Raw genomic sequence first — 16,860 nt, forward strand, 5'->3', positions numbered from 1 at the left:
AAATTTTTGATGCAACAAAAATGAAATATGAAAGTTCTGCAAAACTTTTGTCGCATCAACGAGTCCTAGCAGCTTTCTTGATTATCGTCACGGGTACCGCCTCCAAGGGTGATGCGGATTCTTTCTTCAGCATTGATTTGCCCCGACAGCGCCTGCGGGTCGCCCGATGGGATTGTCGGTACGGGGCCGTCTCGCGGCCCTTCAGAGGTTAGTCGCCACAGAGCGTCACCGGAACAGTTGAAAGGAAAGTCAGAATTGATTGGTCAATATTTGTCTCTTATTGGGCTCGACAAGCATTTCGGCAGCGTGAGCGCCGTCACGAGCCTGTCACTTGAGATCGGTGCCGGTGAGTTTGTTTCGCTTGTCGGTCCTTCCGGTTCCGGCAAGACAACCGCGCTGAACATGATCGCGGGCTTTGAGGGACCGAGCGCCGGCAAGATCGTCATTGGCGGACGAGATGTAACGCATGTTGCTCCCAACCGTCGTGGCATCGGCATGGTGTTTCAAAAGTACGCTCTTTTTCCGCATCTGACGGTTCATCAGAACATCGCATTTCCGTTGCGCATGCGAGGTCGATCCAACAAGACGCGGATTGCCACGCGGGTCGAGGAGATGCTCGAACTCGTGCAGCTCTCAAGTTATGGGGAGCGCTACCCCCAACAATTGTCCGGCGGCCAACAGCAGCGCGTTGCATTGGCGCGAGCGCTGGCATTCGAACCGCCTGTTCTGTTGATGGATGAACCACTGGGCGCGCTGGACAAGAAGCTGCGAGAGGCGATGCAGTTCGAAATCAAGCGCCTGCAAGAGCGGCTGGGTGCGACCGTTGTCTATGTGACGCACGATCAGGACGAGGCGCTGACGATGTCAGACCGCGTTGCGGTTATGGCCGGCGGCGAGTTGATGCAATTCGGCACTCCGACAGAACTCTACCGGCAACCGAATTCGGCATTTGTGGCCGATTTTATCGGTCGCATGAACTTCATCGAAGGCAGTTGCATCGAGAACGCAGATGGCACGGCCGTGGTGCGTCTGTCAGACGACACTGTTCTTTCCATTCGTTCAAAAGGTCTGCGGGCGGTCGGCCCTTCGGCCGGCGAAACAATAAAGCTTGCGATACGCCCGGAGCGGGTTCGGGTTGCCAAGCGTGGTGAAGGTGGTGCGGGCTGCCTTGCGGCTGTTGTGGAGACCTGCGTCTTCGTGGGTTCCGTCCATATTGTCTTGGTACGGCTGGAAAGCCGCCCGGACGTTCTATTGCAGATACAGCTTCCGGCCGATGGAGGATTGCCTTTTCACGAGCGGGACCAGGTTGACCTTCTGCTCGATGATGGAGCCATTCACTTGTTTCCGGAAACGGAAAGGCATGCGGCATGAGCGGCCTTTCCGAAGTTTCGCCGGCTGTGTCCGCCCGCCAGCCACGGTCGACCGTGGCGTCCGCACGGTTTTATTCACGTAGCGTTTCGATCGGCTTGGCGACGCCCCTTATCGCCGCACTGCTCATCGGATTCGTCTACCCCGTCACCCGGCTGGTTGCACTGAGTTTTGAGGGCGGCAGCCTTGATAACTATCGGCGTCTCGTTGCCGAGCCGCTCTATCTCGACGTGTTGGCAAGCACGGTCAAGGTTGCATTCATTGTGACGATTGCAAGCCTCTTTCTCGGCTTTCCCGTGGCCTATCTGATGGCGCGGTTGAGACATGGCGTCGCCATGGTGGTTGCGGCCTGCGTCTTCATACCTCTGTGGACGTCAGTTCTGGTCAGATCCTACGCGTGGGTCGTTCTTCTGCAACGCAATGGCATCGTGAATGCGCTTTTGGCGGATGTCGGGATTACTGACGGACCGCTGAAGCTGATCTACACGCAGGGCGCAGTGATCGTGGCGATGACGCATGTGTTGATGCCATTCATGATCCTGCCCATCTACTCGACATTGCGGACCTTGCCACCAGACTATGTTCGGGCAGCGCGCAATCTTGGTGCTGGAGCGTTTCGCGCGTTCATCAGCATCACCTTGCCGCTTAGCCTGCCGGGTGTTTTTGCGGGCAGCGTCCTGTGCTTCGTACTTGCACTGGGCTTTTACATAACGCCGGCGTTGGTCGGCGGCCCGGGATCAATGCTGATGGCGACCCTGATAGGACAGCAAACGACCGTTCTGCTCGACTGGCCGTTCGCCGCAGCGCTTTCGACGGTGCTTTTGGCTGTCACGCTCATCTTCGTTTTCCTGTTTCGAAAGACACTCTCGCTCAGCAAGGGATTGCACAGTGTCCATTGATCTCGCACGTTCGCCAAATCGTCTGTCACTGGTCCGCGACCATTACGCCGCGCCAGCCTTCCACGTCTTTGCCAAGGTCTTCGGCATGATCACTCTGGGCGGCGTGATCGGTTGCGTCCTCTTCTTCTTGCTGCTGCCAACGCTCATCGTCATCCCCATGTCACTCAGCGAGATGGACTATATTGAATTTCCGCCGAGCGGGCTGAGCCTCAAATGGTACCGTGCCTATTTCAGTGACCCGGACTGGATGACGGCGACCTGGTTCAGCCTCAAGATCGCGCTTGCCACGACTGCGACAGCCACGGTCATTGGCACGATGGCCGCGCTGGCGATCGTGAGAGGGCGTCTCCCCTTCCGATCGGCGCTTCAGGCTCTTGCGCTTGGACCGATGATCGTGCCGCATATCGTGCTTGGGGTCGCACTTTATCTGGTGTTCTCGCCGCTGCAGCTTACGGGAAACTTCTTCGGCTTTCTCATCGCCCATACCGTGCTTGCCACACCTTACGTGATGATCACGGTGACGGCGGCGCTCCAGCGCTTCGACCCCTCGCTGGAATTGGCGGCACTGAATTGCGGGGCCAACAGGTTGCAGGCCTTCGTGCTGGTGGTCTTGCCCAATATTGCACCGGGTGTGGCGGCAGGTGCCGTGTTCGCTTTTCTGGCTTCGTTCGATGAAGCGACGGTCGCGTTCTTCATTTCGGATATTGGCGGCAAGTCGATCGGACGCAAGATGTTCGAAGATATCGACTTTAACCTCACGCCGGTCATCGCGGCTGTCTCGACAGTGCTGGTGGCGGTTTCGCTCATGTTGATGGGCGCCATTCATTTGGCCAATGCCCAAAAGCGAAACTGATCACAGCGACGCTTTCCCATCCTGCCAACCCTACAAAGGAACAGCCCATGATTTCGATGCCGCTGAGTTGGAATAAAATGCATAAGCTGATGCTTGCGGGCATATTGCCTTTGCTGTCTTGGTCTTCTGCATCATTTGCCAGCGAGCAAGTGGTCATCGCTTCGACTGGCGGCGCCTACGACCGCGCGCTGAAGGCGGCCTGGTTCGATCCCTTCACGAAGGCGACCGGGATTAAGGTCGTAACTGTCGTTGCGACCAACGCAGAAATGCGCGCCAAGGTCGCGGCGATGGTGAAGACTGGAAATGTCACCTGGGACCTTTATCTCGATGGTGAAATCCAGGCGGCATCCACGGCACACAAGGCGGTCACCGAAGACCTGACCGGTTTCTGCAAACAGTTCGCCGGAAGGAGAGATCTCGGTGCGAACGCCTGTGCGGCCGGCGGTGCACTTTTGCAATCGACAGCCACGTTGCTCGCCTATCGAACCGGCGATGGAGAACCGACGCCGCAGACCTGGGCCGATATGTGGGACAGCAAGACGTTTCCGGGTGAGCGTGCTTTTCCGAACTTCGATGACCCATGGCGTGTGATGGCAGCGGCATTGCTTGCCGATGGTGTCAGCCGTGAGGAGTTGTTTCCGCTTGACGTCGAACGGGCGCTAGAAAAACTCGACGAGCTCCGGCCCTCGGTTTCGGTGTGGTGGAAGACCGGCGATCAGAGTGTGCAAGGGTTTCGCAACGGCGACTATTCAGTTGGACAGATATGGCTGACGCGCGCGAAGGCGATGCAGAACGAGGGGTTGCCGATTGGCTGGTCCTACAAGGCATCGTTCTTAGTCGGAGACCGAATTGCGCTTGTCAAAGGGGCGCAGAACCGTGACAACGCGCTGAAGCTTATGGCCTTTTGGCTGAATTCGCCGGAGGCACAGGCGCAGGCTTGCGAAGTGCTGTCGTGCACGCCGCCAAGCACCGAGGCGATCGCCTTGATGTCGGAAGACGTACGCAAGACGATGCCGCATGCAGACGAGGTCCGGGATTACATGGTTGTCCCCGATGCAGAGTGGATCAACGCCAATGCGGCGCAACTGCTGCAACGCTGGAACGAGTGGCTTCGCTAGCCCACAGCAATAAAAAACCGCAGACATGAAACAGACAGCTCGGGTCTCTCAAGCAGATCTGAGCCGTCTGTTCGCCAACCGATCTACGGGGAGCCTGCCGACGAAAATGCGGCTCTAGTTTCCGGCACTTAGCAACTACCTGCCCTGCTTTTCCGGGCCTCTCACACGGGTTTCAGTAGAGCCGTTTTCCTTCGCAGGAGGCGCGCATGACCGAGTGTTGGCCAATGATGAATGATGCTCATGGCGAGCATGACCACTCGAAATCTCGATGACGGTTTGAAGCAGCGATTTCTAGCCGGACGCCCCTCATCAGCCAGCTGGCAAAGGACGAGGCAAGCGCTGGGCCGGCACGCTACTCCTGACCGTCCCAAACCAACTGGGCGTCGACTACAACGCACATGTGATCGAGGCGACCTACATCACCTCGCACCGGCTCTCGGCTGCGCTGAGCCACAACTGCTCGGTTCCTCATGCTGAACGATCGGGCGCTCAAGGTTCGCGCCTCGATAGCGATTGGGGCAGATGCCCGTGGAGGATGTGAGAAATGGTCTTCGTCCGTTGAGTGTCTGCCAGTCGAGCGCAGGTATGCGATAATCGCGCGGTTCAGGTGGTCACGTGGTTCGTACTACCGCTGAATTCGGTCGAGGTCCCGGGGCTATCCGCTCGAAGTCTTCCACCGGCAGATCGGAATCGCCAAAAATGTACATGTCGTCACCGACTGCCCAGATGTTGCAACCGATTGCGATGCCGTCCGCGACGAACGCAGGAATATGATGCTCATGCATGTTGGCCCCCTTCGAAAAGGCCAATGATATTGGCACGCACACATTATTCTACCCGCAAATCTGCGGGTCAGAAGCAAAGCAAGGGTAGCCTTCGTATTCAGGCAGTCCCACCGACTGACGGGCGTATGGCCCGCACATTGATGCGTCGATTCATGTTTATGTCATTTCATTTTGGTGCGAGTTGGCACGCAACCCTCACGAAAGCGTGAGTGCCTACGCTTGGTTGAATTCAACTGAGGCGCATTATGGTTCCAGAAGACATTGCCCAGGCAGCATGCAGGGCTATCGCATTTGGGCGAGCGCATTGACGAGATAGTCGTCGCTCCAGGCGCACTTCTTGATGCGATGGCTGATGGGGGTTTTGTCGATATCGATGCGCTGCAGGATGTTGCGGGCGATACGGGTGATGATTGCGAGATTGGCTGGAGCATTGTCTTTGCGCGCCCGGCTGAGGTCTTCGTTGAGATGAACGTCGAGCATCCAGTGCAAGCCATTTTCGACCTGCCAATGGGCGCGCGTTATGGCGAGCGCCTGCTTGGGCGTGAGCAGGGTGGAGGTCATGAACAGGCGCGTCAGCGGCTTGCCTTGGTTGCGTTTGGAGGTGATGCGCAGGAAGGCGGCATGGCCGACCATGAGCGGTTTGGGCGTCGGCACCACCTCGGCCCTTCGCCACTCATTGCGGCCATGGCTGAATTCGCTGTGCTCGGCCGTTGCCGGTTCGGCCTCTGCCAGGATTTCGCGCGCCTTCTGGCGCCAGTGGCGGCGATTTCCCTTCAGGGCGAGCACATAGTTTCCGCCCTGATCGACGATGGCTTGCGCCATGCGGCGGTGACAGTGAAGCGCGTCGGCAGTGACGATTTTGTCCGTGAGATCAAGCAGCTCCACGACCTTGATCGCCGCCTCGATCTCGTTCTCCTCGCTGTTCGGTGTCGCCGCTGCCAGGCACAGGCGCGCCTCGGCGGCAAAGGCCGAGACAGTCAATGGCGGACTGGCCGCCTGACCGCGTTCATAGGCGCGCCGCAACGTCTTGCCGTCAACCGCCACGACATTGCCTGCGCCAATTTCCATCTCGGCAAGCGCTTGGGCGAAGCCCGCCGCAAACACCGCGAAGGCCTGTGCAAAGGCGTCTGGATCCATCAGCCGCAACAGCCGCGAGAAGGTGTCGTGACTGGGCGCGCAGTCATAGTCGATCAGCCGCGACAGGGCAGGCTTGCGGTTCTCTGCGAACAGCGCGAACTCCGTCGCCGTCGTCGCCCCACACAGGCTCGCCGCCACCATCATCACGACAAGCTCGCCCAGCCGATGGCAGGCATTGCGGGCACGTGGGTCAGGCAGCGCCCCGAAACAACTTTCAAGACAGGAAATGGCAGCTCTCCTCTAACGAACTGCCAATTCAAAGAATCCCGCAACCCTCAAAATGCAACCCAAAAATTCAAATGCGATTCCCCTGAGGCAGCATGGAGCGTTTCGACTCGTCACCTCTCGCGTTCGGACACAGTTTCAACGTTTCAACCTCTTTTGACGCAATTGGGATTGGTGATCCAAAAGAAATCAAGGACCGGAGAAACGTAAGCGTGAGCGACACCGATAGGCCACATCCATCAACGGTAGTACTGTTTGCGAGGAACTATCTGGCTCAAAGGGACAGCATCGCTAAGCAGCTCCGGGACGCAATTGCCAATGGCCGCACCAGAGATGCCGACAAGCTGATGATTAAGCTAACCGCACACGAAAAATACATCGCCGACAACCGCTTGGAGCGGTTCAGGAAGTCTTAGACAACAGACAACTGCATGATTCGGGAGATTGGGGCGCAGCTCGAGAAACTCACGAGCGTACGCCACGCGGCGGGACCAAATGGTCGCCTTCATCTGTCAAGAATCTGTGTGATCGCGCGAGACGATCCGGACTTCTGGCGATCGAAGCGGCGTAACCGTCCCTTGACCCTGAGTGGGTCAAGCCCATATATAGTCATATGTGACCACTTTACGGAGGCGCCGATGTCCACTGTCAGTTTAAAGGATGCGAAAGCTGGTCTCTCCAGCTATGTCGATGAAGCCATCAAGGGCGAATTTGTCACGATCACCCGGCATGGAAAGCCGGTAGCTGCTCTTGTCCCCTTACAGGCGGCGGAGATTGCACAGCGCGCCCTTAAACCCCGTCGTTCCAGCTTCGTTTCATACCTGAAGACCTTTCCCGGTGGAGAGTTTGAGCGCGATACCTCGCCTTCACGGGATGTCGATCTTTGACAGCATATCTCCTCGACACGAATGTGGTTTCGCTATTGTCACCTTCGCGGACCGAGACCGCGACGGGGCTGATCGCGTGGCTGGACAAGGCTGAAGACACAACTGAGTTTTTCCTGTCGGTTGTCACAGTTCACGAGATCGAGCGCGGGATCATGTTGCTCGAGCGGAAAGGTGCTACCGCTAAGGCAAACGGTCTCACGCGCTGGATGGACGGCCTGTTCTCGACATATGAGGATCGGATCCTGTCGATCGACGCGGCGGTTTCTGCGATTTCCGGCAAGCTCGAAGCCGAAGCAATCGCTTCGGGACACAGTCCTGGCATGGCTGATGCGCTCATCGCCGGAACGGCGAAGGCCCACGACTTGACGGTGGTAACACTGAACCTGCGGCATTTTGAGCCGTTCGGCATCGACCTCATGGCAGCACCTGTTTGAGCGAAGCGAGTGCTTCGGCACCAGGTTGGTCGACGTTCAAGCTTTCATCAACATGTCTGTGTGACGTCTCGATACCAATGACGAATGCGCCAAGTGGGCCTCACAAAGATCGGCCGGCCCGCATCATCATCGCTGGTTCAACTTCTGCAGGCTTTTCAGGATCGGATCCGACACTTCAAGCCGTGGGGTGGCCCCAAAATTCTCCTCCCCCGGGGATTGAAGTCTCTTGCTTTCGTCAAGCTTGGCGCGCAGCAGGGCCATGACCATTTTCCTTCCCTCGCCTTGTCGGTCAGGCTGCGCAGATACCCGATCGATGCCGGCATGGTTCTTGTAGCCGAACATCGGAATGGCGATGTTATGCTGCTTGGTCGCGGCTGATGTCGGCGTTTCCGTCGGCTGTTTGGCTCAAACCATCGCGACGCAACCCCATGTGGCCAGCCAGGTCCTCCAGGGATTTGCTGCCGATCGCTCGTTTCGTCGCTGCAAGCGTTCGGAATGCCAGAACCATGGATCCGGCCGGCCACGGATCGTCGCCCGGAACGGTCAATAAAACGGCGTCGCACATCGCACAGGGCAGCGTCGTCCTCGCCACGCCCCATCAGCCGGACGGCAGCGGCAACCGGACCACGTAGGTTCGGAGCGAACAAGATTATCCAGGGAGTTCAACGCGGCGCCGGCGGCAAAGGCCGCGTCCGCTTCGCTCGCAGACGCGTCACACGACAGCGCCCAGTTGGGCACGCGATCGGGCGCCGGTCGCGCTGCATGTGCACGTAGGCGAATCCATACCGGTGTGCATAATCGAGGCGTGCGGTTTATGCCATTATTTTCGGGCAACCGCACGGCTTGTCGGAAAGCAAAACCGTCCGATAATTGCCTTATCGGTCATTGCGCCCTTCATATTGAGGATGGATGGAATCGCCGGGCGGAATAGCGAAAATCACCTTGTGGAGTGCGCTGCTTCGCCTGAACAAGCGAGCCTCCCCCCTGTTCTACAATGCCGGCGTGCTGGCCTACCTCGAAAAGCTCGCGGCAATGTCGAGGCGGCGAGCATAGACTCCGCTTGGCACAAATTTACTGACACAAAGGGGGAGGCAATGATATCTATACAGTGCTGTCTATACGTATGGACGAACGGAGATAGAGATGGCGTTTTCCGTCAAAGACGAGGCGACCGACAATGCGGTCCGAAAACTGGCCAAGCTTAAGAACAAAAGTTTGACCGACACTATCCGTGAAGCGGTGGAACAGGAATACCGACGCGCTCGCGGGGAGATCCCGCTGACCGAGCGCCTGGAGCGCCTGTCCGACCGTTACCGTGCTTTTCCCGCCAGCAGAATGCAAGCTGATAAAGCATTTTTCGATGATTTGTCGGGAGACGCATAGTGTTCGTCGATGCATCCGCCATCATCGGCATAATCGGTGATGAGGAAGACCGCCTTTCCCTCTCCGCCCGACTTGCCCAAGCCAGCAAGGTTTATGTTTCGCCGGTTGTCGTCTACGAAGCAACGGCTGGCCTTGCACGCAAGCGGGCATGTCCGATCGAACAGGCAGAAGAGCTTGTCGAGCTTTTCATTGAGGAAACATCCGCCGAGATGATCCAGATCAGTGCGACCATCGGCCGGGAAGCCATCAAGGCATTCCGGATCTTCGGAAAGGGGCGCCACAAAGCCGAGCTGAACATGGGCGACTGTTTTGCCTATGCCTGTGCGCGGGCCTATCGCCTTCCGCTGCTGTTCAAGGGTAACGACCTTGTACATACCGACATCGCCGTGGCTTGATCGAATGACGTTGAAGTGGCAACGAAAAACGTTTCCTGTGACGCCTTCACTTTTGGGTGATCCATGGATGGGTGAGTTCGTGCTTCGCTAACTTGACAACGACGGTGGGCACAAATACGTTGCACATCCTTACCTCGGATCTCGCCTATCTCTAAGCTTGGTTTTGCCACCAACTGCACCCCTCGCCTGCCGCCCCCGAGGCGGTGGTGTTGAAGTTCATTGCCCATCGCCTCGGCGTGAGACCGGCGTGAGACCGATGCGGAGCACGGGATGCCGGCGTAGTGCGCGATAGTTAGATTGCAATTGCCCTTAGGTGCGGGCAGCGGATTCGCCGTTTCAGCGGGCTGGTCGCTTTGCATCACGGCCGCTTGCTGCGCGTTCGGCGGTAGCCATCTGAAGTTCGCAAGCTGTTGACCGCAAACTTCAGAGCCACCTTGTTCTCGAGCTACCCACCAGGATGGCGTTGAACAGGTTAAGGATGTTGCCGCGGACGATCTCGGTATAAGGGCGGCTGGTGGAGAAGCTGGCTCCGTTACCTTCACCGCGCTCGCGCCGGGCTCGGCTCCGCTCAGGCACCCAGAACACGCCGCCGTTCCTCGAATTCTTCTTTGTTGATCTCGCCGCGGGCGAAGCGCTCCTGGAGGATGTCGAGAGGGGTATTCGTCGGCGGTTGCGCGGTACCGCCCTGGCGCGTCCCCGACAGCCAGCGGACGACCAGCACCGCCAGCGCAACGACCGCCGCAATGAATAGAAGCATCGTGAAGGGACCAAAGAACATCCACCCCGCTCCGTCCCACATGTGCTGACCGTAATTGTAAGGCGGCGACTAAGCTGCCGCGGGCACCGCTCCCAGGGAGGATGCCGCCGGTTTGCGCATGGCCTTCGAGTAGTAATGCTTTAGGCGCAATCGAAACCTCCCCGTTTGAGGGGCCCTGCTTGCTTTCTTATCGTCCGGACCGCGCCGAAGGTCTTTGACCTTGGTCAACGTTGGCGCGATGCTGGATCTGCTGGCACACCGGCGTCGCCGCCGTGTCAGGAACATTGGCCTCAGCGCCAGAACGGCGGGCCGCCGGCGCGGCCATGCATGATGCCGGGACAAAGGCCAGGCCGGGCAGGTTCACCTGCGCCTTACCTTCTGTATATCGTCAAGCGTGGCGAGAAGTTCGTTCGCCGCCGTTTGCACGGCCCCGAATTGCTTCCGGCCCAATCACGGATTTTGGTCATCCGCGCAAAATGATCTTGCGGCGTGGCGGGCTTGGGATCATTGGCGGCTCCGTCGAACGCCGCCGTCATCGCCCCGGCCGCGTCCTTCAGCGTTGTGGCGTATTTGGTCCAGGCGGCTTCCTGCTCCGGCTTGATGGCGAGATCGCCGAAGGTCTGCCCACCGCCCATCATTTCTCGCATCATTCCGGGCCCCATGCCGCCTAGTCCGTGCGCGAACATCGAACCGAAGCGGCCGGGGCCATAGCCGGTCGATTGCGCGTAGGCCCATCCGCCAGCGAGCAATGTCGCGGCGGCGACGCCACCAAGAACAACTGTTCTCTTTTTCATCTCTGTCTCCATTGTCGGGGCAACAGCCAGTTCCGTTGCTGGAGGTATTCAGGCCGGTGGATGTCACTGAACTTTTTCGGTGCGCCGCATTGTTGCGACAATCTTTGTCGAGCACGTCCGTTGACACATTCAGGCACAACAATTTCGGGACGGCCGGCGCCGGTCTGGGCTACAAACCTCACATGAACGCCGCGCCCCACATCCTTGTCGTCGACGACCACCGCGAGATCCGCGATCCGGTTTCGCGCGCGATCGCTGCACCCTGAAACACTGGTCGGATCTGACGCTCTTCCTGGAGGATGGCCGCGTCGAGATAAACTCCAACACGGTCAAGCGAACCATGCGTCCCATTGGCCTCGGACGCCGCAATTCGCTGTTCGCCGGCAGTTGTGGGGGAGCTGAAAGCTGGGTGGTGCTCGCATCTCTTCTTCAAACGACCCGGCTCAACGGCCTAGATCCCTATACATGGCTGAGTGACGTTCTTGACAAGATCGTCTCGGGGAAGTCAAAAGCCACGAGCTTGACCAGTTTCTGGCCTGGAACTGGAAAACGCAAAGAGAGGCGGAAGGCAAACCATTGTCGAGAGCAGCGTGAAACAACCCCGGCGCCTACCGATCATGACACTTGAAGACCTGGAGGTCTGGTTCGACAGGGCCAAGCCACCGCCGCATTGCGGGGGCGTGTCGATGTTGAACGGCTTCCTTACCGGGCTCGCCGCGGGGCCGGCCTTCCTACTGCCCAATGACTGGATGTGGCATGTTGTCGGCGAACACGAGCGACGGGCATTCATCGGCAACAAAATGCAGGCCGTCATCGATACCGTCGTTGATCATTACAACCGGATAGCCCACCAGCTCACCAGGCCTGGCGCCTATTCCCCGATTTACATGCGGACGGACGACGAGGAAGTCCTCGCCGGCGACTGGGCAGATGGGTTCTTCGGAGCGATGAACCTGAACCTTGAGCAATGGGCGCCGCTGTTTGCAGAAAAGAGAATCGGCGAACCACTCCTCGCCATCCTGATGCACTCAACCAAGCCCGAATTGGCCGACATGTTTGCTTCGACCTTCCCCAAGCCTCCGGAAAGCCTGTTCAAGGAAGCCTGGCGCGCGTTACCCCATGCCGTCGACGAAATCTACGCCTACTGCAAGCCCATGCGCTTCAATCCGGCAGCACCCGCAAATCAGGCATAATCAGGCATCAGCATGAGCATCATGCCTATGCTGATGACTGCAGCAGACCCCACGACCAGCAACCCTGACGAGACCGTCAACACAATAACCGTGGGGCGCTCGTGCCGGATACCATCAAGGACTGCACCAGAGCGTCTGCTGGAAGCTCGCTGCCGCGTGTTGATGCCCTGGTGTGCCCCGATCGGCAGTGCCATGGGGCCGCAAAATCTGTCCGCCTTGAGATCGATGCGCGCGCATTTCCCTGACGTGCCGCTGATTGTCGATGCCGGCATCGGCCGCCCTTCGCATGCAGCGACAGTGATGGAGCTCGGTTTCGATGCAGCGCTCCTGAATACCGCGGTGGCTGGTGCGGGAAATCCTGCCATGATGGCATCGGGTTTTGCCAAGGCGATCGAGGTTGGTCGCCAGGCTTTTGAAGCCGGTATGGCCGCGCGCCACGTCAGGCGGCGTCGGCCGATGGCGGCTATGCAATCCCGGTGGGGGCTATGTCCTGGACGTTCAAGCTGGCTGGACGAACTTAAGACACGTGTGGTCGTGCCCCTCCTCCCCTTGGAAGCAGCACCTCTGCCGGCCGGGCGTCTTAACCCCGTCTTTGAAATTGACGGTATCCAATGTGCTCTGGTTACACAATTCCTCGCGGCAGTACCGGTGTCCGCTCTCGCCGAACCCATTGTGAGCCTGTCCCAACATCACGACGAGATCATCGCCGCTCTCAATCTGGTTTTTCACGGCTTCTAGCTGAGGGCTGGCAAGTCCAAAGGTCTCTTCCGATGCAGGCTTAACCGCGCGGAGCCTCATACCTAGTCGGTTGGGCACCCGCGTGAAACTGGCTTCGTGCGCGCGATGTGTCCACGCCGGTCATGCTGCACGAACCAGACAAGGATGAGCGTACCAGGCGGCGGCCGCCATGGCGGCCAGAGCCCGTTCGCGCGCGGCTTGACCGGTTAAAAGGGTCGCCGCAGGAGGTCCAGCGTAAGCGCCGGCCGGAGGCCGGGGACCGGGACCGACCACCCCCGGCAAGCCGCTCCGCTTTCTCGAGGGATTTCACCCTTTGCGACCAGGCGACCTCGCCCCGGCAGACACACGCTATTCTACTCGCAAAGCTCAAGGGTTGGCCTACTTGTCCGAAATGGCAGTTTTTTCGGAAATCGCCACCAGGTCGTCCATGAGCCTAACCGGCAGATCCATCCGCTCGTGCAGAATGCTCATGACACCCAGATCGCCGTTGTCCAGTTCGCGGAAGAAGACATAGTGGCGCTCGTAACGGCTGAAATACGCGTCCCGTTTGATATCCTCGGGAACAACCAGCCGCTGCGGCAGCTTCCGCCAAATCAGCCGATCGGCGCACAACCGCTGTAAGTGGGTGTGTAGGCCTGTAATATAGGTGACTGCCTGCTGTTCGCCCCACGTCTCGACGGTATCACGCCAAATCTTGTCCTGGGCGGCGTCCGCCCGGTGGAAAAACCGATATGCACCCATATCAACGGCGCTGATTGCGGCGGATTACGTCTTCGGCCGTCACAGTGACAAACGCACTGTCATCGGCACGCATGGCAGGAGCCAATTCCTTTTGCAAGGTTTCCCATGCTTCGTCACGGGTCTGCAAATCGCGACGGATAAGCGCCCGAATGTATTCGCTGGCGTTCTCGTAGAGGCCGTCATCACCGATTTGCTGCTGCACATGAGCCTGCAATTGGCCACCAACCTTTACATGAATGCTTCCCGAAGCCATGGGCGTATCCTTTTCCTGCCTTTGAGCGTAGGACGCGTCGCACATATTGTCAATATTCATCACGCACGCAAGAAATTCCGCGCGTCTTGGCGGCGCCATAGAGCGTGCCGGCCGGCACCTCGCCGCCCGCTGATTGTTCCGCTCAGCCTTGGCTAAAGAGTACTTCCCCTCGAACGCGTGCTAACGATCTCGCCAATTAGCGCCGAGCCGAGCAGCACGCCAATCGATGAGAAAATCGCCAGACCGCTCGCAACATTAGACAATGCGGGACGCGAAAGGACGCATCTGTGTGAAGTCGGTCGCCGACGAAATCGGCATCAAGGATGGATTTAGGTAGTGAGCTCGACTCTTCGAAAAGTTGTAACATGGTCCCCGAGGGAGCTGGGGGACATCTTGCACATGAACATTACGAAGTAGCTCGCTGCAGCCGCTGCGATCATGCTCGCGTTGGCTGAACGCACGACCGCGCAGGCGGACTTTCGAAAGAATCCAAAAGCGATCAGCAAAGCTGATTTGTGCGGGATTTTTATGGAGACACGGGATCCGTATTCTCGGGAGGAGCAATCGAACCAACCCGACGCTACATCAACCTAACGAGTGTCGCATCATGGTGCAGCAGCAAAATCGGTCTACCGCTGCCTTGGTCGCCGTCGCATTGGTTGGCACTGCTATTGCGGTTTGCGAGGAAGACGCAGATCTGCGAGTTGCTGATGTGGCAGGTTCATCGGGACGATTACCGTCGCCTGCCGACACCCCGTACCAATGTGGCAAGACCTTAACAAAGTGGTTTTGCGATGCTCATTCGATCAGAACATGGCGACGATTCACCCAAATACCAGCGAGGCTTACGCGGCCATACGCGATGGTCATGCTCGCCAACATCGCCCAGTCCTACGTCATCGAGGCTTGCCGTTGGCCGAACGAACAGATCGGCCTTTATGTTGATGCGGTCGCAGGTTGACCCATTCCCCTTCCGTTTTAACAGGTTACGCACTAAAATTCTTGTCGCGCAGGAATGCGGAAAAGGAGTTTTAATGGACCTCAGGAAAATTGGACAGGCTCGGCTCTGCCTGAGGCTTCCCGCCCGTCGCGATCAATTGCAATCGCACGATGCGCTCGCTCTTGACCAGCTATTTGAGTCCTACGCAACGACCACGCAGGAACGCGACAGCGAACTACAAATTAGTCCGCGTGATTCGACGCGCCTAACCGACTTAGAAGCTCAGTGCGCAAAGATCGAAGAGAAAGTATGTCTGCTTCTCGACGTTGTGAGAATGTCGCGGGCAGGCCGCTGATTATTTCGGGAACAACGCCAAGCCGGCCTTTTGTTGGTTGCGAACGAAACGATGGGCCTACACAGAGCCACTGAAAGCATCCACAAGAACTGGCGCTGAGAAGCACTCCCCCGGCGGTCAGTGGAATGCGTGTTCCATTGTCATATCTTCGTTGCATATTCATTTCATTTCGTTTCTACTACTTTTTGGTTTCGCAGCGAAGGTTGTGCAAGCTTCGATCGAGGAGGATCGATTTCGCCGGGCGTGCCAAATGCCCTGGCTTTTGAGAAATGGGAGGAATCATGTTCAGACATTTGAACTGGACCGTTGTGGTCGCGTCCGCATTTTCAGCCGGCCTGGCTTCAAACGCATTGGCCGCAACCGAGCTTTCATGGTGGCACGCCATGACCGGCGCCAACAACGAAGTTGTCGACAAGCTCGCAAAGGAATTCAACGATAGTCAGACCGCCTACAAGGTGGTTCCGGTCTTCAAGGGCACCTACCCTGAAACGTTGAACGCCGGCATTGCCGCGTTCCGTTCCAAGCAGGCGCCCGCCATCCTGCAGGTCTTTGATGCCGGTAGTGGTGTGATGCTCGGCGCCGAAGGCGCAATCCTGCCAGTGGTCGACGTGCTTCAGAAGGGCGGTTACGAATTCAACAAGGACCAGTACCTGCCCGGTATCGTCGCCTATTACTCGAAGGCTGACAGCACGATGCTGTCATTCCCCTACAATTCGTCGCCGATCCTTTATTACAACAAGGACGCGTTCGCGAAAGCTGGCCTTGATGCCGAGAAACCGCCGAAGACCTGGCCGGAGGTGTTCGACGCAGCCAAGAAGATTAAGGCGAGTGGTGCTTCGGCCTGCGGCTTCACCTCGACCTGGCTGACCTGGATCCAGACCGAGAACTTCGCAGCCTGGAACAACGTGCCCTACGGAACCAATGAGAACGGCTTGGCCGCTCTCGACGTGGAACTGAAGGTCGACGCGCCGCTGTTCGTGCAGCATTTCCAGGCGATCGCCGATCTCGCAAAGGACGGCACGTTCCGCTATGGCGGCCGCACCTCTGAGGCCAAGCAGCTCTTCACCTCAGGTGAATGCGCCATTCTGACGGAATCATCGGGCGGTCTCGGCGACATCATCAAGTCGGGTATTAAATACGGTATCAGCCAGCTGCCCTATTACGAGGGCAACGGTCCGCAGAACACCATTCCTGGCGGCGCAAGCCTCTGGGTGTTCGCCGGCAAGTCCGACGATGAATACAAGGGCATCGCCGAGTTCTTTAACTTCCTTTCGAAGGCCGAAATCCAGGCACGGCTGCATCAGGTCTCGGGCTATCTACCTGTTACCCTCGCCGCCTATGAGGAAACCAAGAAGTCGGGCTTCTACGAGAAGAACCCCGGCCGTGAAACGCCGATCCTGCAGATGATGGGCAAGGCGCCGACGGAAAACTCCAAGGGCGTGCGGCTCGTCAATCTTCCGCAGGTTCGAGACATCCTCAACGAAGAGTTCGAGGCCATGCTTGCCGGGCAGAAGGATGCGCAAGCGGCCTTGACCGAAGGTACCAAGAAGGCGAACGCCGCAATCGCGGCAGCTATCGGAAACTAACGACGCAACAGCAGACCTG

The 16,860-nt window shown here is 58.2% G+C and carries 21 protein-coding genes and 3 pseudogenes; 16 read left to right on the forward strand and 8 right to left on the reverse strand.

The window, feature by feature from the left end:
• Positions 1-255 precede the first annotated feature (255 nt).
• The 4 genes from BC360_RS09170 (at position 256) to BC360_RS09185 (ending at position 4,238) form a co-directional block, all read left to right on the forward strand.
• Positions 256-1,371, forward strand: a complete 1,116-nt coding sequence (locus BC360_RS09170; RefSeq protein WP_065794993.1) for an ABC transporter ATP-binding protein — start codon at positions 256-258, stop codon at positions 1,369-1,371.
• Positions 1,368-2,267 carry an ABC transporter permease gene (locus BC360_RS09175; RefSeq protein ID WP_065794994.1) on the forward strand — a complete coding sequence of 300 codons (900 nt, stop codon included), beginning with the start codon at positions 1,368-1,370 and terminating at the stop codon, positions 2,265-2,267. The genes BC360_RS09170 and BC360_RS09175 overlap by 4 nt, the downstream gene beginning before the upstream one ends.
• Positions 2,268-2,352: 85 nt before the next feature.
• Positions 2,353-3,120, forward strand: a complete 768-nt coding sequence (locus tag BC360_RS09180) for an ABC transporter permease (RefSeq protein WP_065795033.1) — start codon at positions 2,353-2,355, stop codon at positions 3,118-3,120.
• Positions 3,121-3,209: 89 nt separating this feature from the next.
• The gene (locus BC360_RS09185) at positions 3,210-4,238 is read left to right on the forward strand and encodes an ABC transporter substrate-binding protein (protein WP_413813735.1); all 1,029 of its coding nucleotides are present in this window, start codon (positions 3,210-3,212) and stop codon (positions 4,236-4,238) included.
• 1,067 nt (positions 4,239-5,305) lie between these two features.
• On the opposite strand, the gene BC360_RS09190 is transcribed toward BC360_RS09185, so the two are convergent.
• Positions 5,306-6,388 carry an ISAs1 family transposase gene (locus BC360_RS09190; protein WP_065794996.1) on the reverse strand — a complete coding sequence of 361 codons (1,083 nt, stop codon included), beginning with the start codon at positions 6,386-6,388 and terminating at the stop codon, positions 5,306-5,308.
• A 92-nt stretch (positions 6,389-6,480) separates the two neighbouring features.
• Between BC360_RS09190 and BC360_RS09195 the strand changes: the two genes are divergently transcribed.
• From BC360_RS09195 to BC360_RS09205, 4 genes and pseudogenes are all read left to right on the forward strand, one after another.
• Complete coding sequence (locus tag BC360_RS09195; protein WP_065794997.1) at positions 6,481-6,801, forward strand: hypothetical protein; 321 nt, start codon at positions 6,481-6,483, stop codon at positions 6,799-6,801.
• Positions 6,802-6,819: 18 nt separating this feature from the next.
• Positions 6,820-6,956, forward strand: a pseudogene (locus BC360_RS32675) (recombinase family protein); the annotation flags it as partial.
• Between the two features lie 67 nt (positions 6,957-7,023).
• Positions 7,024-7,272 (forward strand): type II toxin-antitoxin system Phd/YefM family antitoxin, encoded by a 249-nt coding sequence (locus BC360_RS09200; protein ID WP_065794998.1) that lies wholly within the window; start codon positions 7,024-7,026, stop codon positions 7,270-7,272.
• Positions 7,269-7,706 carry a type II toxin-antitoxin system VapC family toxin gene (locus BC360_RS09205; RefSeq protein ID WP_065794999.1) on the forward strand — a complete coding sequence of 146 codons (438 nt, stop codon included), beginning with the start codon at positions 7,269-7,271 and terminating at the stop codon, positions 7,704-7,706. The genes BC360_RS09200 and BC360_RS09205 overlap by 4 nt, the downstream gene beginning before the upstream one ends.
• A gap of 126 nt (positions 7,707-7,832) precedes the next feature.
• Here BC360_RS09205 and BC360_RS30650 read toward each other — a convergent pair whose 3' ends face one another.
• The 3 genes from BC360_RS30650 to BC360_RS33030 are packed head-to-tail and all read right to left on the reverse strand — an operon-like array spanning position 7,833 to position 8,546.
• Positions 7,833-8,048 carry a hypothetical protein gene (locus tag BC360_RS30650; protein WP_208858167.1) on the reverse strand — a complete coding sequence of 72 codons (216 nt, stop codon included), beginning with the start codon at positions 8,046-8,048 and terminating at the stop codon, positions 7,833-7,835.
• Positions 8,049-8,061: 13 nt separating this feature from the next.
• The gene (locus BC360_RS33025; RefSeq protein WP_320416825.1) at positions 8,062-8,271 is read right to left on the reverse strand and encodes a DUF1403 family protein; all 210 of its coding nucleotides are present in this window, start codon (positions 8,269-8,271) and stop codon (positions 8,062-8,064) included.
• The gene (locus BC360_RS33030; protein ID WP_320416826.1) at positions 8,250-8,546 is read right to left on the reverse strand and encodes a DUF1403 family protein; all 297 of its coding nucleotides are present in this window, start codon (positions 8,544-8,546) and stop codon (positions 8,250-8,252) included. Before BC360_RS33030 ends, BC360_RS33025 begins: the two co-directional genes overlap by 22 nt.
• A gap of 303 nt (positions 8,547-8,849) precedes the next feature.
• Between BC360_RS33030 and BC360_RS09210 the strand changes: the two genes are divergently transcribed.
• Both BC360_RS09210 and BC360_RS09215 read left to right on the forward strand, forming a co-directional pair.
• Entirely contained in the window at positions 8,850-9,089 is a 240-nt protein-coding gene (locus BC360_RS09210) for a type II toxin-antitoxin system VapB family antitoxin (RefSeq protein WP_065795000.1), read from the forward strand.
• Positions 9,089-9,484, forward strand: coding sequence for a type II toxin-antitoxin system VapC family toxin (locus tag BC360_RS09215; RefSeq protein WP_065795001.1), 396 nt, complete (start codon positions 9,089-9,091; stop codon positions 9,482-9,484). Before BC360_RS09210 ends, BC360_RS09215 begins: the two co-directional genes overlap by 1 nt.
• A 568-nt stretch (positions 9,485-10,052) precedes the next feature.
• Here BC360_RS09215 and BC360_RS09220 read toward each other — a convergent pair.
• Positions 10,053-10,262: an SHOCT domain-containing protein gene (locus tag BC360_RS09220; RefSeq protein ID WP_208858168.1), complete on the reverse strand. Its 210-nt coding sequence runs from the start codon at positions 10,260-10,262 to the stop codon at positions 10,053-10,055.
• A 350-nt stretch (positions 10,263-10,612) separates the two neighbouring features.
• Positions 10,613-11,047 (reverse strand): hypothetical protein, encoded by a 435-nt coding sequence (locus tag BC360_RS09225; RefSeq protein ID WP_139109968.1) that lies wholly within the window; start codon positions 11,045-11,047, stop codon positions 10,613-10,615.
• A 218-nt stretch (positions 11,048-11,265) separates the two neighbouring features.
• Here BC360_RS09225 and BC360_RS32680 point away from each other — a divergent pair.
• The 4 genes and pseudogenes from BC360_RS32680 to BC360_RS32690 all read left to right on the forward strand — a co-directional run.
• Positions 11,266-11,629 (forward strand): annotated as a pseudogene (locus BC360_RS32680) (IS66 family transposase); the annotation flags it as partial.
• Entirely contained in the window at positions 11,626-12,228 is a 603-nt protein-coding gene (locus BC360_RS09230; RefSeq protein WP_065795004.1) for a UPF0149 family protein, read from the forward strand. The pseudogene BC360_RS32680 and the gene BC360_RS09230, both read left to right, overlap by 4 nt.
• Before the next feature lie 129 nt (positions 12,229-12,357).
• A pseudogene (locus BC360_RS32685) lies at positions 12,358-12,654 on the forward strand (thiazole synthase); the annotation flags it as partial.
• A 39-nt stretch (positions 12,655-12,693) separates the two neighbouring features.
• Positions 12,694-12,966, forward strand: a complete 273-nt coding sequence (locus BC360_RS32690) for a CcdB family protein (RefSeq protein WP_244512701.1) — start codon at positions 12,694-12,696, stop codon at positions 12,964-12,966.
• Positions 12,967-13,344: 378 nt separating this feature from the next.
• On the opposite strand, the gene BC360_RS09240 is transcribed toward BC360_RS32690, so the two are convergent.
• Together BC360_RS09240 and BC360_RS09245 are read right to left on the reverse strand one after the other, a co-directional pair.
• Complete coding sequence (locus BC360_RS09240) at positions 13,345-13,707, reverse strand: type II toxin-antitoxin system RelE/ParE family toxin (protein WP_065795005.1); 363 nt, start codon at positions 13,705-13,707, stop codon at positions 13,345-13,347.
• A gap of 1 nt (position 13,708) precedes the next feature.
• The gene (locus tag BC360_RS09245; protein WP_065795034.1) at positions 13,709-13,960 is read right to left on the reverse strand and encodes a type II toxin-antitoxin system ParD family antitoxin; all 252 of its coding nucleotides are present in this window, start codon (positions 13,958-13,960) and stop codon (positions 13,709-13,711) included.
• Between the two features lie 607 nt (positions 13,961-14,567).
• Between BC360_RS09245 and BC360_RS31425 the strand changes: the two genes are divergently transcribed.
• Complete coding sequence (locus BC360_RS31425; RefSeq protein ID WP_139109969.1) at positions 14,568-14,921, forward strand: hypothetical protein; 354 nt, start codon at positions 14,568-14,570, stop codon at positions 14,919-14,921.
• A gap of 615 nt (positions 14,922-15,536) precedes the next feature.
• A complete protein-coding gene (gene ugpB / locus BC360_RS09255; RefSeq protein ID WP_065795007.1) occupies positions 15,537-16,841 on the forward strand; it encodes a sn-glycerol-3-phosphate ABC transporter substrate-binding protein UgpB in 1,305 nt (434 codons plus the stop codon).
• Positions 16,842-16,860 lie beyond the last annotated feature (19 nt).

It is taken from the genome of Ensifer sp. LC163 (assembly GCF_001695855.1).
Classification (GTDB): domain Bacteria; phylum Pseudomonadota; class Alphaproteobacteria; order Rhizobiales; family Rhizobiaceae; genus Ensifer.

Excerpts from the sequence above, each read along its gene's own strand:
- BC360_RS09175 (WP_065794994.1), top strand. The coding sequence starts at position 1,368 with ATGAGCGGCCTTTCCGAAGTTTCGCCGGCTGTGTCCGCCCGCCAGCCA.
- BC360_RS09180 (WP_065795033.1), top strand. The coding sequence starts at position 2,353 with ATGATCACTCTGGGCGGCGTGATCGGTTGCGTCCTCTTCTTCTTGCTG.
- BC360_RS09185 (WP_413813735.1), top strand. The coding sequence starts at position 3,210 with ATGCTTGCGGGCATATTGCCTTTGCTGTCTTGGTCTTCTGCATCATTT.
- BC360_RS09195 (WP_065794997.1), top strand. The coding sequence starts at position 6,481 with ATGGAGCGTTTCGACTCGTCACCTCTCGCGTTCGGACACAGTTTCAAC.
- BC360_RS09200 (WP_065794998.1), top strand. The coding sequence starts at position 7,024 with ATGTCCACTGTCAGTTTAAAGGATGCGAAAGCTGGTCTCTCCAGCTAT.
- BC360_RS30650 (WP_208858167.1), bottom strand. The coding sequence starts at position 8,048 with ATGTTCGGCTACAAGAACCATGCCGGCATCGATCGGGTATCTGCGCAG.
- BC360_RS33025 (WP_320416825.1), bottom strand. The coding sequence starts at position 8,271 with ATGTGCGACGCCGTTTTATTGACCGTTCCGGGCGACGATCCGTGGCCG.
- BC360_RS09210 (WP_065795000.1), top strand. The coding sequence starts at position 8,850 with ATGGCGTTTTCCGTCAAAGACGAGGCGACCGACAATGCGGTCCGAAAA.
- BC360_RS09220 (WP_208858168.1), bottom strand. The coding sequence starts at position 10,262 with ATGTTCTTTGGTCCCTTCACGATGCTTCTATTCATTGCGGCGGTCGTT.
- BC360_RS09225 (WP_139109968.1), bottom strand. The coding sequence starts at position 11,047 with ATGGAGACAGAGATGAAAAAGAGAACAGTTGTTCTTGGTGGCGTCGCC.
- BC360_RS32690 (WP_244512701.1), top strand. The coding sequence starts at position 12,694 with ATGCAATCCCGGTGGGGGCTATGTCCTGGACGTTCAAGCTGGCTGGAC.
- BC360_RS09240 (WP_065795005.1), bottom strand. The coding sequence starts at position 13,707 with ATGGGTGCATATCGGTTTTTCCACCGGGCGGACGCCGCCCAGGACAAG.
- BC360_RS09245 (WP_065795034.1), bottom strand. The coding sequence starts at position 13,960 with ATGGCTTCGGGAAGCATTCATGTAAAGGTTGGTGGCCAATTGCAGGCT.
- BC360_RS31425 (WP_139109969.1), top strand. The coding sequence starts at position 14,568 with ATGGTGCAGCAGCAAAATCGGTCTACCGCTGCCTTGGTCGCCGTCGCA.
- ugpB (WP_065795007.1), top strand. The coding sequence starts at position 15,537 with ATGTTCAGACATTTGAACTGGACCGTTGTGGTCGCGTCCGCATTTTCA.